Here is a 15,917-nt window from a genome sequence, read left to right on the forward strand (position 1 = left end):
TCCAGGCATCCATGTTTTTTGATAATTAGGAATGAATACCTATTTATCAGGATATCCACGCGTTAGACTCTTGTGATGGCGGCCTCGGCTGGGCCGCCGAGGAACGGTCCACGGAAGGTATCAAGCGATGACGACTCATGCGGTTGTACAGCACCACGGGGATCAAATCACCCCGGATAGCGAGAGGCTCCCTTCGGTCCTGGGTCTCAGTTCGTCTGGGTGCCAAGGGCGTGTGGAGGCGGATTCATGACCACTATTACCGCTGCGGTCGTGCGTGAACCAGGCGGCGACTTTGAGTTTACGCAGCTCGAACTCGCGCCCCCGCAGGCGCACGAAGTTCGGGTGCGCCTGATTGCCGTCGGCATCTGTCATGCGGACGTCCTCTCCCGCGACCAGGTCTACCCGATTGCACTGCCAGCAGTCTTGGGCCACGAGGGCGCGGGGATCGTCGAAGCGGTCGGCGCCGATGTCAGCAACCTCCAGGTCGGAGATCACGTCGTACTCGGCTTCAACTACTGCCGGCAGTGCCGGCAGTGCCGGCTGGGGTTCCCTGGCAATTGCGAACGTACGGCTGAATTCAATTTCTCCGGCACGCGACCTGATGGGAGCACCTCCCTGCTGGAGAACGGATCGGCTGTCAGCAGCTGGTACTTTGGTCAGTCGTCGTTTGCCACGCACACGAACGTGTCCGAGCACGCGGCCGTACGGGTACCTGATCATTTGCCGCTGAGTGTGCTCGCACCGCTCGGATGCGGCGTGATGACGGGTGCGGGGTCCGTTCTTAATGTGCTCCGCCCCCCGGCCGGTTCGTCGATTGCCGTGCTCGGTGCCGGTGCGGTCGGGATGTCGGCGCTGCTCGCCGCACGCTTGACGGGGTGCACAACGATCATCGCTATCGACATCGTCGAAAGTCGGCTGGAGCTTGCCTTGGAGCTTGGAGCAACACATGCCGTCAATGCGGCGAAGTCGGATCCGGTATCGGCCGTCAAGGCGATAACGGGCGGGCGTGGTGTCGAACACGCAGTCGATGCTGCCGGAAGCCCGCGACTATTCCGTCAAATGCTCGATATGCTGAGTATCCGCGGGCATGGGGTGCTCGTCGGTGCCCCGTTGCCCGGGGATGAAATCAGCTTGGATCTCAACCCGTCACTGGGGGCAGGTCATCGGATTTCCTTCGTCCTCGAAGGCGATGGGCACCCACAGGAGTTCATCCCTGATCTCGTGAAACTTTTCGAGGCCAAGCTTCTTCCCCTCGAGCGTCTGGTGACCCAGTACCCCTTCGCTGATCTCAACAAGGCAGTGGCAGACGCATTAAGCGGTAAGTCGGTGAAACCGGTCTTAGTGTTCCCGTGACGAGGGTGCTGAGCGTATACGCGCCAGAATATGGAATGTACGCCGGTCAGCGTGCCGTGGCTGTTCCGCTGGGAGCCTATTCTCGCCCGGTGGATCCGGACCGAAAACCTGTGCCTTTTCCTCCTTGGATTGCTGTCGCGTTCGGGAGGCTTATGCCCGGCGGCGATGGCACTTGCCAGAAGTGGACATTGTGCGGGAGTTTGGACCTTCTTCAAAATGAGACCCGGATCGTCCCCAGACTCAGTCATCGATGGCCAGGGGTTGGGAGGTCCAGGCCACGCGGGAGCGTACTCAGATTGGGCCTGCCCCAGGGTGGTCCGTGAGAAGCCGCCGCGAAAGTTTTGCGCTGGCCAGGGCACACATGGACAGGCTGCTGGCAGCATTCGATACCAGACCTGCTCTTGGCCTTCTAGCTCGGCCTCGCCGCTATCACTGAGATCCCTTGCGAGTCGCAGGAAACCTGTGCCAGGTGCTCCTTCCAGCCCCACGTCATCCCGGTTCTGCTGATGGGATCGAGGGGCTTCCCGAGCAACGAAACAATTACTGCATCGTCAGGGCCAGTAGTTCTGAGACTTGGTCGGCTGCGGTTCTGACCTTTTCCACCAGTTCCCCGATTCGTGAGTCCGGAACACGCCGGATGGCGGCAACCAGGCTTATGCCCGCCACCACCCGTTGCTGGTCGTCGCGTACAGGAGCCGCTATCCCGATTGCATCGGGATCCAGCTCTCCCCGGCTGATAGCAAACCCTTCGGACCGGATGAGGGCGAGCCGTTCGTACACCGAATTCTCGGTGGTCAGTGTTGCCTCCGTGAAACCAGTCAGCGGGTTTTCGAGTAGCAGTCGTTTGACGGTCTCGTGTTCCTCCCAGGCGAGCAGAACCCACGCCGACGCCCCGGCGTTCAGGGACATGGCGCTTCCCCTCTCGTACGACACGCGCATCCGTTGGTCGTTCGGCTCTTCTTTTTCAAGGCAAACGGCGCGGTTGCCTGAGCGTTTTGTGAGCAGGGCCGTTTCGCCGGTTTGCTGAGCGAGGACGTGCAATGTGGGCAATGCGAGTTGCGAGAGTCCATAGGAGGCCCGGGCCAGCCGTGCCAGTTCAAATACCTTTAGCCCCAGGCGGAATCCGCCGCTGGGGTTTTCCTCTAGGTATCCCGCGGACCCCAAAGTCAACAAGTAGCGGTAGGCGGTAGAGCGGGCCACGGACAGTTCGTGCGCCACATCGATCGCCGAAACGGTCAACCTGTCAGGGGTGAACAGCGCCAGGATGTCAAGGGCTTTATCGGCGGTGCTGTTGCGTTCGCGGTAGGCACTGCTTTTCGACGCGGTGTCTGATTTCTGCTTCTCGACCATGCTCTTGATCTTAGATCCCCTCTTGGCGGACTTCTGACTGTGGACCGCGGATGGCTCTAGGGTGCTTGCGCTGTCCTGAGCCTGGGAAAGAGCCGCAGGGAATTCTCCGAGAGAATGCGTTGGCGCAGCTCCCCATCCAGCGTCGAAGTTCCATCGAGCTTCTTCTTCAGGCCCACGCAGGCGTCCGCCGGGGTGAACGGATAATCACTGCCATAGTGGATGTTGTCCGGATCTGCGACCGAAAGAAGGGCCGTAAGAAGTTCGTCGACGGGCGCTCCGGCAAGGTCGAAGTGAAGAGATCGCAAGGCCTCCCTCATGCTGGGGGGCACGTGGCCGCCCGGTGGGGTGAGCAAGGGCAGAAGCAGTTCGATGCGGTTCGCCAGGACTGAGAGGGCGGCACCGGCGTGCGGGACGACAACCCGGGCATCCCGATGGCGCTCCAGGACACCGGAAAGGATCATGTTCGTAACCGACCGGGTCGTTTCAAACATGAACTCGAGCATTGGCCGGGGATACCCGAGTGCGAGGTGTTCGGCGCCAGGAGCTGAGGTCGGGTGGATGAAGATTACAGACGACCGGGCTGAGACCTCGGCATAGACTGCTTCCAGCCTCTCGTCACCGAGATACATGCCATGATGGTTGGTCTCCAACACAATTCCGTCGGCGTGGAGTTCGTCGAGTGCGAAGCGCGCCTCGGCGATGGATGCATCAATGTCGGGCAATGGCAGGCTGGCGAAGAAACCAAACCGGTCCGGGTTGGCCTCTTTGAGCCGGGCTGCCTCTTCATTGACCGCCCGTGCCAGTTCAGCGGCTTTGGCGTCATCGCCGAAGTGCACCCCAGGGGACGAGATGGACAGCACGGCCACGTCGATGTCCAGCCTGTCCATGGAGTCAAGCGCCAGCCGCTGGTTCCACTCGGGGATGCCTTTGATGCCGTCGGGGTGGTCATGGCCTGCGTCGATCAGTGCTGTGCGATAGAAGTCTGGTACGAAGTGGCTGTGGATATCTACGGTACGGCGAGTCATGGTGTTTTTCCTTCAGGAGTTTTCGGCGGTCAGTGAGCCAGGAGGGCAATGGTTTCTGGTGGAAGCCGGAGCTCAATTTCGCTCGGCAGCCACGCATATCCGCCACCGTCCTTTTTGAGATGGCCGAGGCCTGGGAACGGGAAGTGGTAGGCCAGTACCGAATATCGGTTTGACTCGACGAGGTCGTAGATTCGCCACCGCTGGGCAGTGGCGGCCTTCTGTTCGTAGTCGAACTGGAATCCCCACTCCGGGTGCTGGAGGAGAAGGACCTGGTGATGGCAGAGGTCACCCCAGGTGATCATGGTGTCCCCGTCACTCTCGACCTTGTATACAATATGACCTGGGCTGTGGCCCGGGGTGGCGACGGCCGTGATCCCCGGCGCGATTTCCGATCCGTCCCTGACCCAGATGATACGACCGGAATCCGCATATGGCATCAGATTCTTGTGGGCCCCCCTGAAGTGGTCCTTCATGTGCTCATTGGGCGCAGAATCGATCCGCGACAGATCGGTCCAGTATTCGAAGTCCTCGCGGCTGACCGCGATACTCGCGTTAGGGTACAGGGGTGTGCCCTCGGCATCCACCAGCCCCCATACGTGGTCGGGGTGCGTATGAGTGATCGCGACGATGTCGATGTCGGCGGGATCGATTCCCGAGGCGCGGAGATTCGGTATCGCCTGTCCCGTTTTCGGGCCGAAGAACCCTCGGCCCAGTTCGGGGTCGATGCCGACTCCTGAATCAAACTGGATCAGTTGATCGCCGGTGTTGACGATGAGCACGTTCTGGTTCAGTCGGACGTTTTCGGTTGGCAGGTAATGGACCGTGAGCAGCGCGTCGATATCCTCAGGGTTCGCAGTGGGAAAATTCACCCTGGCCGCCCCCATCTCGAGTATTCCGTCACTGACTACGGTGCACTCGAACGAACCGTGGGGGAAGCGAACATAGGGGACAGGACGCTCAGTCGGAGGTGTGGATGACATGACGCTTCTTTCTCGTTGCTTTGGAAGGTGTGAACCGGTGGTTCAAGCATGCTGCTTGCGGGTGACGGCGGCAAAGAGTCCGGTCGCGACGAATGCCAGCACTGCTGAGCCTCCAAAAAGCACAAATACGCCGCCCGGACCAGCGGCCGAGGATAGCACCAGGCCGCCGGCGATCGGCCCGAAAGCGCCGAAGTAGGAGATGCCGTTGGCCCATCCAATGGCGGTTCCGCGGATCTCAGGCGCGAACAGGTTGCTGGTGGCCGCGTTGAGGAGGTTCATGGTGGAGTGTCCCCCTGCGCCCATGAGCGCGATGAATACGAGCAATGCAGGCAGCGATTGTGATCCGATCCACACGACTCCCACAAGACCGACGACCGTGAAGAGTGCCGTGACGGTACCAACGCGAAGCGCGCCCCATCGGTCAGCCCAGAACGCTGTGGCCAGGGAACCAATTACCGCACCGGCCGTCAGAGTCAGGGAGAAAAGCAGTGCCGATGCCAGCGGAAACTTGAGAGCATTCATGGTCGCGGTGAGCCACACGTTAAGTCCAAACCAAGTGAACATGTTCGGCACCGCAACGGCTGCAATGAGAATGGCGAGTAGGGAACCTCTTCCGGAGAACAGGAGTTTGAGTGAGGAGTCCCGGGTCGGCGCACTTGCCTTGGCTTCCCGGAAAGCATGCCGGTCTTCCAATCGCACGGTCAGCACAATCAGCAGTATGACCGTCGTGAGCGCAGCGCCAACGAAGAACATCACACGCCAGCCGTAGAGCGGCAGTAGCCAGATGCCCAACAGTGCCGCGATGGTTCCGCCAAGGGGGATGCCTGCCATCGTTATATTAACGACGAGACTGGATCGGTTCGCGGGTGCGTGATTTCGCGCCAGGGCAAGTGCTGTCGTCACCGCGCCGCCGACACCAAGACCTGAAAGCAATCGCGCGAATCCCAGTGCTGTGGCGGAGTCAGCGAATCCGGCGAGCAAACCGCCGAGAGCGAAGAGAGCGATGGCAACCACGAGAACCGGCTGCCGTCCGATCCGATCACCGATGATCCCGGCGAGGATCGCTCCGAAAAACATTCCAACATACACCAAGCTGCCGAGTACGCCGGCGGATTGGGGCGTGATTCCTAGCGAGCCATCCGTCAGGAGCAGCGGGATGACCGAACCGAAAACGATCAGGCTGTATCCCTCCATCACGGTCACGATGGTGCAGATCAGGATGGCGACGGCCGGAGCCGAGTTCTTGCGGTCGGGAGTCTGCGTTGGTCCCGAGGTGCTGATAAGTGTGGCCACTTTGCTCTCCATTGAGAAGTGTGATGATCCAGGTGCGGATGCATCCGGGGAATACAATCGAGTATTCAGTACTAAACTTCAGGAGTCAATACCTAAATAATAGGACACTGAAGGTTTGTCCTAAGGGCGGAGTTGGCCTGCCTGAGGCGCTTCTTCATTCCTGTTCACGCGGCCCGGACCCGCCCCTGGTGAATCCCAACAGGCTCGCGGACGCTTGGATGCCGACGCGGTCAATGCATGTTTGCACTGATAACAAATCTTGGATATCGTTGATAATATGAGTGCGAGATCAGCGATAATCGAGGCCACCTCCCAGCTGTTGGCGGCTTCAGCCGTGGCGGATGTATCCACCCGGGCCGTTTGCGAAGCTGCTGGCGTCCAGCAACCGGTGCTTTATCGGCTGTTCGGAGACAAGGACGGGCTTTTGTCGGCGACGGTCGATCATGCCTTTGAGGAGTATCTTGCTTCAAAACGCAAAGCAGAACCTACTGAGGATCCTGTTGACGACATCCGAAAAGGGTGGGATGCGCATACGGGATTTGCTCTAGCTCGTCCGAATTTTTATCGACTGATGTTTGGCCCGGGGCTAAAGCGCCAGCCCGACGCAGTCCTGGCCTCACACCAGCTCCTTCAGGCTCTCGTAGACCGGGCCGGCCGGAAGGGGCGTCTGCTCGTGCCGTCCGGTCTTGCAACCCAGATGATCATGGCAGCCAATACCGGTGTGGCGCTTGCCCTGATCACGCGCCCGGAAATTTACACCGACCGTTCCGTCTCCGACCGAGTTCGGGACATCACCCTGCATGGCGTGTTCACTTCCGAACCCGGGCATGGGCAGCCCGACGCCTTGGCCAAAGCTGCGGCGACATTCGCTTCCACCATAGCTACGGACCCTCCGCCCCAGCTGAGCCAAGGAGAACGGGTACTGATGGCCGAATGGATGAACCGATTCACCGGGCCTTCTAGCAAACAACAACCTCGTTAACAACGAGGTCCCCACCTAGGGCTGTTCTCCAAACGACACGTCATGGGTTGCAGATGCTCGCGCATCGTTCGCCGCGACGAACCTCACAGACCCAAATCTCCGTCAGACCCCAACAAAAGGACAAATCGAATGAACCCCACAACAACAGCAACCCGCGTCGCCCTCGTCATCGGCGGTTCCGGCGGGATCGGCCGCACAGCGGCGGAACGGCTCGCACGAGACGGCATGGCGATAGCTGTGCACTATGCAGGAAACAAGACCAAGGCCGACGACGCCGTCGCGGCGATCACACAATCAGGAGGCCGCGCCATAGCCTTAGCCGGCGACGTGTCTGATGAGGCAGCGATGTCGGCGGTGTTTGACGCCACTGAAGCCGAGTTCGGCGGAGTCGACGTCGTTGTGAACACAGCCGGGGTGATGGTTCTTGGCACGGTGGCCGGCTTCGATCTCGATGCTCTGGATCGGATGCACAGAACCAACATCAGGGGGACCTTTGTGGTGAACCAGCAGGCCGCCCGCCGTGTCCGGGCCGGTGGAGCGGTAATCAACTTTTCATCCTCGGTGACGAAGCTTGCGTTCCCCGGATATGCGCCCTATGCAGCGAGCAAAGGGGCAGTGGATGCCATAACGCTCGTCCTTGCCCGTGAGCTGCGAGGTCGAGACGTCACCGTCAACGCCGTGGCACCAGGGCCGACGGCGACCGAGTTGTTCCTGGATGGCAAGGACGAGGCGACCATCGAAAACCTGTCCAAGGTCACCCCTTTGGAGCGACTCGGCACTCCGGCGGACGTCGCCGAGACTGTGGCGTTTCTGGCTGGTCCGGCCCGGTGGGTGAACGGCCAGGTCGTCTATGTCAATGGCGGAGCCATCTGACGTCTATCTATGTCCCTCGTTTCGATAAGTTAAGGAGAGAACCTCATGAGCAAAAAGATCATCGTCATCAGCGGCGCCAGTTCCGGCTTCGGCGCGCTCACGGCACGGACGCTGGCGGATCAAGGAAACACCGTCTATGCCGGGATGCGCCGTACCCGCGACCGCAACGCGGCCCGTGTCAAGGAGGCCACCGATTACTCCGTGGCGAATTCCGTCGACCTTCGTGCCATCGAAATGGATTCCGCCTCACAGCAGTCCATTGACGGGGCCATCGGGCAGATTTTGGCAGAAGAGGGCGGCCTCGACGTGGTCGTCCACAATGCAGGGCACATGGTCACGGGCCCGGCAGAGGCCTTCACGCCGGAGGAGCTCGCCCAAGCCTACGACGCCAACGTCCTGTCAACCCAGCGCCTGAATCGAGCCGTTCTTCCCACACTGCGCCGCCAGGGCCATGGCCTGGTGCTGTGGGTCGGAAGCTCGAGTACACGGGGCGGGACTCCGCCGTATCTGGCACCCTATTTCGCAGCGAAGGCTGCGATGGATGCCCTTGCGGTAAGCTACGGGGCCGAGTTGGCCCGATGGGGCGTCGAAACCACCATCGTTGTTCCTGGGGCATTTACCTCCGGGACGAACCATTTTGCCAACAGCGGCCGGCCCGGCGACCAAGACCTGGTCGTCGACTACGATCAGCACTACGCAGGACTCATGGACCAGGTGTCGGACAAACTCGCCGAACTGGCACCCCTCGGAGCGGAGGCCTCCTTAGTCTCCGACGAAATCGCCCGCATCGTGGCTTTGCCCCCCGGGCAACGTCCTTTCCGGGTCCACGTTGACCCCGCAGACGACGGCTCGGAGGAAGTCAGTGACTTGGCGGACCGGATTCGCGCCCGATTCCTCAAGCGCATCGGCCTCGGAGACCTCCTGGACCCTGTCAACAACTGAGCATTTGCGACACAGCTTCTCGCCCGAGCTTCTTGTTGAGAAGCTCGGGCCCGAGGCCTCGATCTGGTTTTCGGATGGGGAACTGCATCCGGCTGGCGGAAGGACCGGGCGGTGATCGAGAATCCTGGCCAGCACCGGAACCGGTCTCTTTCGCATGGACGGAAATCTTCTTCTGGCTCAGTCCAGGCGACCATTCAGAGGCGTTCAGGAAGATTTTCTGCGCGCCGGTCGGCCCTAGGCACGGATCAGTGCCGGGACAGTCACGGTCGAGGCAGAGGTGAACTTACGAATCTCCATGTCAGAAGATTGGGTGAAGGCTACGCGCGCGAAAGCAAGGTCAGCCTTGCGGAACGCTTTGAGAGCAGATCCCGCTGCCTGCCGGAGCCCCAGAAGCAGGGTTTGCGGTGTACTCGGCAAAATCGCGAAGGTCAGGCGGGGCACGATCGGGATGGGGGCCGAAGGGTTATGGCACCAATCCAGAACATGGGCGCTGGCATGCTGGCAGCATGACAGCTAGCCCAGCCGCGATGCATTAGAGCCCCAATGGGCACTCTATCCATACGCATGTTGACGGCGAGCGGTTTCTTTGGCCCGGGCCAGCACGGAGGCATGACTTTGTCCATGTGCCAACCCCGGCGGGCAACGGAAAGGTCTAGGTGCCCTGCGAGCCGGCCTTGGCGCATCCGGCGATGAAGACCATCAAACTGATGCGTTGAAAACGGCATCAGACCGCGACGGTCGAACCTGTCACTGGGCCTTCCGCTGACAGACGCGTCGATAGCGCCGACGCGGAGGGATCGAGACGCAAACTGGGCTCGATATGTGTGGCCCGGATGGACGACCCGAAGTGATCAGGCCATAGCCTTTCGGCGAGGACGACCTATGCGCACAGAGCGAAAACGCTCCATGACCCGATCAGTTTCCGGGCGGCTAGAGGATTCCTCCAGCCGCCTTATCTTGGCTTGTTTAGTCTGGGTCAGAAGACGAGCACGGGTTTGATGGTTTGACCGGAGCCTGCGTCTGCGGCTGCCTGCTCGATGTTCTCGAAGGCATAGCGGCGCTCGAGCCGGTCGATCGGGAACCGGCCAGCCCGGTACAGCTCAATGAGCTGGGGAACGAATGACAGCGGCTCGCTGTCTCCGATGGTGACGCCGACGATCCTTCGGCCGGGGAGCAGAGCGTTGACGTCAAAACTTGCTCGAGTGCCGGCCTTGGGAGCGCCGATGACCGCGCAGGTGCCGGCGATTGCCAGGGAATCAATCAAGGATTCCAGGACTGTGACGTTGCCTGTCGTCTCTACAGCCATATCGGTCCCTCGTTCCCCGGTCAGGTCCGCCAGCCGCTTTCTGGTGTCTTCCGTTGCGGCGTTGATAGTGTCTGTGGCGCCCAGGGACTTCGCGAGAGCCAGTCGTTCAGGCACAACATCGATGACGATGATTTTCGTAACGGGTGTGAGCGCTGCAGCCATGACCGCCGCCAGGCCGACGGCGCCCGCTCCGGCGACTGCCACTGTGTCTCCGGTGCCGGGCCTGAGTACGTTGAGGATTGCGCCGGCTCCGGTTTGGAAGCCGCAGCCCAAGGGGGCGAAGGTGATCAGTTCCTCGTCAGTGGTGTCCGATGGCAAGGGAATCAGACTTCGTTCGTCAACCACGGCCAGGGAAGAGAAGGAGGACTGCCCGAAGAAATGGGCATTGAGGTCTTGGCCATCGCGGCGCATCGTCGCCGTGCCATCGGCACGCCGCCCTCCGAGGAGGTTCCATTGCAGATGCGATTCGCAGAGTGCGGGTGAACCGGAACGGCAAGCCTTGCAGTCTCCGCAGGAAGTGAACGTCATGGCGACTTTGTCGCCCGGTTTCACCCGCATGACGCCTGCGCCGACTTGCTCAACGATGCCGGCGCCTTCGTGTCCCAGGACTCCGGGCAACGGATAAGGGATGGACCCTGACTTTGCGCTCAGATCGGTGTGACATATTCCCGTCGCGACAAGCCGGATGAGGACTTCGTCCCCGCGCAGGTCGTCGAGTTCAATCTCGGCGATTTCAAAAGGCTGTCCGGGGGCGACGGCGATGGCCGCAGTGGTTTTCGTACCCATGGGTCTTCCTTGGTTTAGGGGCTGGAGTGAGTGTTCATCATTGGCAGGCTAATTGTCGTATCCGTGCAGATAGAAGGTGCGTTCCTCGGTGAAGGTGCGGACTGACTCAAAGCCGCCGAGGCGGCCAAAGCCGGAAGCGGCGAGACCGCCGAACGGCACGTGTGGCTCATCTCCAACGGAGGGGCCGTTGACGTGGACGGCACCGACTTTCAGCCGTTTGGCAAGCTCCTGGGCGGCATGGAGGTCTGCTGAGATGACGCTGCCGATGAGGCCGAATTCAGAGTCGTTTGCGAGGGCGACGGCTTCGTCATCATTGGCTACAGGGTAGATGCTCACTATCGGCGCGAAGCTTTCCTCGTAGTACACCGCAGCTTTCGGGCTCACACCAGCCAGGACCACAGGCCGGGCGTAAAGGCCGTCGATGTCCAGGCCGCCGGTCAGCAAGCGAGCGCCATGATGCACAGCGTCTGCGATCTGGCGGGTATAGCTGTCCGCGGCCTTCTGGTTGATCAGCGGACCCACTTCGGTATCAGCCTCGCGCGGATCGCCGACGACCATGGCTTTGGCATGCGATGCGAGGCGTTCCTGCAATTCAGCCGCCCGTGATTCGTGCACGATGATGCGGTCCGTTGCCATGCACACCTGGCCGGCGTTGACGAAGGAGGAGAAGGCCAGAGCCGGCGTCCACAGTTTCAGGTCTGCGTCAGCCCGGACAACGGTTGGATTCTTTCCGCCCAGTTCCATGACGGCCGACTTCAGATTCCGCCCCGCGAGCTCGGCGATGCTCCGCCCTACGGGGGTGGATCCAATAAAGACCACGCGGCGGACGGCCGGGTGTTCAACCATCGCTGCGATGAGATTCCGGCCCTGGCCCGGGGCGGAGGAAACCACATTGACCACACCGTCGGGGATGCCCGCCTCGGTGAGGGCCTCCGCCAGCAGGTAGCCCGCCGTGAGCGGGGCTTCCTCACTGGGGCGGATGACCACGGTATTGCCCACGGCCAAGGCGATGGCCACGGATCGTGTCGCCAGAACGAGCGGCGCGTTCCAAGGAACAATCGCAAGTACCACGCCGGCCGGTGTTCGTCGTGCGACGTTGATCGTCCTTGGATCATGCGATGGCAGCATCTCGCCAATGGCGGCGCTTGCGAGGCCTGCGGCTTCCCGCAGCGTAGATGCAGCCTCCGTGACGTTCATGTCTGCCCAGCTGGCCACGCCGCCGGTTTCCAGGGCAAACGTCATACGGTGTTCCTTGCGCCGCGATTCCAGGATCTCTGCGGCCTTCAGCAACACTTGGCGGCGTTCCACGAAGGAAACGTTCCCCCAGACAGCCAATGCTGCCGAGGCAGCTTCGACGGCGCTGATGGCATCCTTGACTGTCCCGGCAGCGACCTGCAGGAACGAGCTTCCCGTGGTCGGGGACATGTTCTCGAACCGCTGCTCTGAACTTGATGGTACTTCTCGCCCGTTGATCAACAGGCCTTTGAAGCCGTTCATGATGATTCCTTCTGCGCCGTTTCTTCAGACCCGCTCGGCGGTGACTTTGTTGGTGATGGCGCCGACGCCTTCGATCTCTACCGTCACGACGTCGCCGTCGCGCAGAAAGAGCTGTGGATCGCGGCGGTAGCCGACGCCCGAGGGGGTGCCGGTGAGGATAACGTCGCCGGGCTGCAGTTCGGTGAACTCCGAGACGGTTGCGATCAGCGTGGGGACGCTGAAGATGAGGTGGGACAGATCTGATTCCTGCACCACCTCACCGTTGAGGGTCGTGCTGATGGCGGCGTCGGTGAGGTCGACTTCGCCCGGGGTGACCAGGTAGGGGCCCAAAGGCGTCGAGTTGTCCCACGCCTTGCCCTGCATCCACTGGTGCGTTTTGTACTGGTAGTCGCGCATGGTCACATCGTTGCAGACCGCATAGCCGAGGATATGGTCCGCAGCCTCTTCTTCGCGGATCCGACGGCCGGCCTTGCCGATGATGACGGCGAGTTCGCCTTCGTAGTCCACTTGGTAGGATTCCGGGGGGAGCACGATGTCCGCGTCCGGGCTGATGAGACTGGAGGCGTATTTGGGGAACATGACCGGGTAGGTGGGCAGCTCGCGGTTGGACTCCTCAATATGTGCTGTGTAGTTCAGACCGATGCAGACGATCTTTCCGGCCCGGGGGGAGACCGCACGGAGTCGGACATCCGCCACCGGGACCCGTTCGGCACTCCGACGTTCGGCGGAGGCCAGGGCGTCCGCGGTGGTGGCCGGGCCGATTTCATCCAGGCCGGTGAGAGGGATCAGATGTTTGCCGTCGACCTCGCCGACATAATTACGGCCCCTGAGCTCGTAGTTGGCGTATGCCATGGTGCTGTCTCTTTCTGTTACGGGTGGTTTAGACGGTCTGGCTGACTTTGCGCCAGCGGGGGAGCTGTCCGCCCCAGAGATTAACGCTGCTTGGGGTTGGCTGCCAGCGCCGCGGGACGTAGGTGACACGGTCGTCGTAGAACTTCTCCATTTCGGCGGAGAGTTCGATGTGGTTGCCGGCGGGATCGTCGAAGAAGACGAAGAGGTTGTTGCCGGGACCGTGGCGTCCCGGGCCCCAGGCCACGGGAACGTCGAGTTCGGTCAGCCGGTCGCACCAGGACTTGAAGTCCTCCCATTCGGCCAGGTCGTAGGAGTAGTGGTCGAGGTCTCCGCCCTGGCCCACATTGACGATGGCGAGGGTGTGATGGTCTTTGTCGGAGCGAAGCCAGCAGAACCTTCCGTCCTCAAGCTGGTCCGAGATGCGGAAGCCAACGGTGTTGACGAAGAATTCGACCATCGGCTCCAGATCGGCGGTCCCGACGGTCGTGTGCTGGAACTTGATCGGGCGCCGACCGGGATCGGCGGCGTTCTCGCCTTGGCGATGCACGGCAGTGTGGAAGTGCACGGCGGTACCGTCCGGGTCGACGACGGCGATCCCCTCGGGGGCGCCGATGGCCGCGCTGATGTGGGTTGTATCCAGCGCCTCAACGGCGTGCCCTGCCTTCTGCAGGCGGGTACGGATGCCCTCGATGCCGTTTTCATCGCGGACCTCGAAGCCGTAGTAGGCGAGTCCCTTGGGCCCCTCGATCAGGTCCAACACGTGATGGCCGGTACCCCACCCCATGCGGACAGTGCCGTCGGGAAGGGTCTCGTGGACGGCCAGGCCCAGGACACGGTTGTAAAATCCTTGGGCCGCGGTGATATCCGGAACGTAGAAGCCGATGTGTGAAACGGCGGTGTGGCGCAGGGTTCCAGCGGTGTCGTTTTCCTGCAGAACTAGGCGGGTGGGACGGTCCATGATTGGTTCCTTTCAGGGATGATGCAGATGAGTGGGGGTGTCACGGAATGAGCAGCGATGCAGCACGCCGCGAGCGGACGGAGGCCATGGTCCGCCAGGACGCGACGGCGAGGGTGACGGCGGCGGTATTCTCCGGCCGCCAGGCCGCGGCCACGAAACGGTCCGGACGAAGCAGGACGAAACAGCCGTGGAATGGCTCAAATTCGCGATACAGGCCCCCGTCCAAGTCCAGCAGCACCCCGATATCCTCTACCTTTCGCGGCAGTTCATCTGAGAGCGGAACCTGCCACAGGGAGGCTTCCGTCAGCTGTGCGAGCGCCCGTGCGCTGCTCCAGCTGGCCGGCTCGACATCGATGCCGAAGATGGACCAGCCGTCGCCAAGTGCATCGTCGAGCCGAAGGGTTCGTCGGGTGCCAATGTCAAATGCCAGGGGCTGGCCCAAGGAGGTCCCGATCACTTCAGCCACGCCGTCCAGTTCAGGACCGCCGACTACAACGCCGTTCTCGTAGCGGGCCAGCGGCCGATAACGCATCTCTTCAAAGAATGCGCGACCGTCGACGGTGGCAAGAGCGGAGCGAGCTGCCGCGTCACGGTGGGTCGCGGCACGCGCAGACGCAGTCATGGCCACGCTGCCCAACCGCACCGAAAGCTCGATGGTGGCCTGGGCATGGGGTTTGCGTTCAGACTCGTATGAGTCCAACACCTCGTCAGTGGCCTTGCCGTGGACTACCTCGGCGATCTTCCAGGCAAGATTCCCGGCGTCCCGAATGCCTGAATTCAGGCCCTGACCCGCAAACGGCGGCATCATGTGTGCCGCGTCTCCTAAGAGAAAGACGCGTCCTGAGCGCCAGGTGTCCGCGTTGAGGGCATTGAACTTGTAGTTGACGACTCGTTCGACTTGTTCAGGATTGATGCTTCGGTAAGGGGCCACGAGACGTTGGATGAGCCCGAAATCGGGAGTCTGGCCAGCTTCGCCCTCGCCGGGGAACAGCAGGAATTCGTAGCGGCAACGGCCGTTGAGGCCCGGCACAATCACATGTGGTCGGACTGGATCGCCGTGGTGCATTCCGTATCGCTCGGTGTGGGGATCCTCAAGGGTGTCTACGACCAGCCATACATCCTTGTAGCTGCGCCCACTCATGTTGATGCCGAGGATTTCGCGGACTGTGGACCGGCCGCCGTCGGCGCCTAGGACAAAGCGGGCGTTCACGGTCAGCGGGCCATCGACCCCCAAGGCTGTAACGCGGGCCCCAATCTCGTCCTGTTCAAGGGCGATGACCTTCATGCCGAAGCGCAGTGAGACCTGCTGATTGCGGGCCAGGGCATCTGCGAGGATCCGCTCCAGGTCCGGCTGGGCGAATGGATTCTTGAACGGATAGCCCAGCCGGTAGGGCACCGCCGCCTTCGCCTGGAAAAGTGGTTGATTGTCCGAGTCGTAGTAACGCGTGCCGGTGCCCGGAACAATGATGCCGAGCACATCCTCGGCGATCCCTGCCTGCTGGTAGATACGCAGTGATTCGTCGTCGAGGCTGATGGCCTTCGGCTCGTCACTCGTACTCAAGCGCTGTTCCAGCACCACGACGCTCAGTCCGCGCGCAGCCAACAACGCCGCAACGCTCATACCGGTGGGGCCGGCGCCGACGACAACGACGTCGCAGCTCAGTATCTCAGCGGAAGACTCCATTGTGCTCCTTGGTTCGGTTGTGATCCTAAGCACCAC

At 61.5% G+C, this 15,917-nt stretch carries 13 protein-coding genes; 4 read left to right on the plus strand and 9 right to left on the minus strand.

The genetic code is table 11. From position 1 onward, the window contains the following. Positions 1-246: 246 nt before the first annotated feature. A complete protein-coding gene (locus QRN59_RS05865; protein ID WP_284981561.1) occupies positions 247-1,353 on the plus strand; it encodes an NAD(P)-dependent alcohol dehydrogenase in 1,107 nt (368 codons plus the stop codon). A gap of 540 nt (positions 1,354-1,893) precedes the next feature. On the opposite strand, the gene QRN59_RS05870 is transcribed toward QRN59_RS05865, so the two are convergent. The 4 genes from QRN59_RS05870 to QRN59_RS05885 are packed head-to-tail and all read right to left on the minus strand — an operon-like array spanning position 1,894 to position 6,001. After that, the gene (locus QRN59_RS05870; protein ID WP_284981562.1) at positions 1,894-2,703 is read right to left on the minus strand and encodes an IclR family transcriptional regulator; all 810 of its coding nucleotides are present in this window, start codon (positions 2,701-2,703) and stop codon (positions 1,894-1,896) included. Between the two features lie 56 nt (positions 2,704-2,759). Beyond that, the gene (locus QRN59_RS05875) at positions 2,760-3,728 is read right to left on the minus strand and encodes an amidohydrolase family protein (RefSeq protein ID WP_284981563.1); all 969 of its coding nucleotides are present in this window, start codon (positions 3,726-3,728) and stop codon (positions 2,760-2,762) included. Positions 3,729-3,757: 29 nt separating this feature from the next. Continuing rightward, entirely contained in the window at positions 3,758-4,708 is a 951-nt protein-coding gene (locus QRN59_RS05880; protein WP_284981564.1) for an MBL fold metallo-hydrolase, read from the minus strand. Positions 4,709-4,750: 42 nt separating this feature from the next. Then, positions 4,751-6,001 (minus strand): MFS transporter, encoded by a 1,251-nt coding sequence (locus QRN59_RS05885; protein WP_284981565.1) that lies wholly within the window; start codon positions 5,999-6,001, stop codon positions 4,751-4,753. A gap of 277 nt (positions 6,002-6,278) precedes the next feature. On the opposite strand from QRN59_RS05885, the gene QRN59_RS05890 reads away from it, so the two are divergent. From QRN59_RS05890 to QRN59_RS05900, 3 genes are all read left to right on the plus strand, one after another. After that, positions 6,279-6,983, plus strand: a complete 705-nt coding sequence (locus QRN59_RS05890; protein WP_284981566.1) for a TetR/AcrR family transcriptional regulator — start codon at positions 6,279-6,281, stop codon at positions 6,981-6,983. Between the two features lie 129 nt (positions 6,984-7,112). After that, on the plus strand, positions 7,113-7,856 hold the full coding sequence (locus QRN59_RS05895; RefSeq protein WP_284981567.1) for an SDR family oxidoreductase: 744 nt from the start codon (positions 7,113-7,115) through the stop codon (positions 7,854-7,856). 45 nt (positions 7,857-7,901) lie between these two features. Beyond that, positions 7,902-8,798 carry an SDR family NAD(P)-dependent oxidoreductase gene (locus tag QRN59_RS05900; protein WP_284981568.1) on the plus strand — a complete coding sequence of 299 codons (897 nt, stop codon included), beginning with the start codon at positions 7,902-7,904 and terminating at the stop codon, positions 8,796-8,798. 976 nt (positions 8,799-9,774) lie between these two features. Here the strand turns inward: QRN59_RS05900 and QRN59_RS05905 are convergent. The 5 genes from QRN59_RS05905 to QRN59_RS05925 are packed head-to-tail and all read right to left on the minus strand — an operon-like array spanning position 9,775 to position 15,881. Then, positions 9,775-10,890 (minus strand): NAD(P)-dependent alcohol dehydrogenase, encoded by a 1,116-nt coding sequence (locus QRN59_RS05905; RefSeq protein ID WP_284981569.1) that lies wholly within the window; start codon positions 10,888-10,890, stop codon positions 9,775-9,777. 48 nt (positions 10,891-10,938) lie between these two features. Then, positions 10,939-12,387 carry an aldehyde dehydrogenase family protein gene (locus QRN59_RS05910; RefSeq protein ID WP_284981570.1) on the minus strand — a complete coding sequence of 483 codons (1,449 nt, stop codon included), beginning with the start codon at positions 12,385-12,387 and terminating at the stop codon, positions 10,939-10,941. A 24-nt stretch (positions 12,388-12,411) separates the two neighbouring features. Then, positions 12,412-13,239 (minus strand): fumarylacetoacetate hydrolase family protein, encoded by an 828-nt coding sequence (locus QRN59_RS05915; RefSeq protein WP_284981571.1) that lies wholly within the window; start codon positions 13,237-13,239, stop codon positions 12,412-12,414. A 28-nt stretch (positions 13,240-13,267) separates the two neighbouring features. Continuing rightward, positions 13,268-14,197: a VOC family protein gene (locus QRN59_RS05920; RefSeq protein ID WP_284981572.1), complete on the minus strand. Its 930-nt coding sequence runs from the start codon at positions 14,195-14,197 to the stop codon at positions 13,268-13,270. 40 nt (positions 14,198-14,237) lie between these two features. Next, positions 14,238-15,881, minus strand: coding sequence for a bifunctional 3-(3-hydroxy-phenyl)propionate/3-hydroxycinnamic acid hydroxylase (locus QRN59_RS05925; RefSeq protein ID WP_284981573.1), 1,644 nt, complete (start codon positions 15,879-15,881; stop codon positions 14,238-14,240). Positions 15,882-15,917: the final 36 nt, after the last annotated feature.

The organism is Arthrobacter sp. efr-133-TYG-118, from assembly GCF_030209755.1.
Classification (GTDB): Bacteria; Actinomycetota; Actinomycetes; order Actinomycetales; family Micrococcaceae; genus Arthrobacter.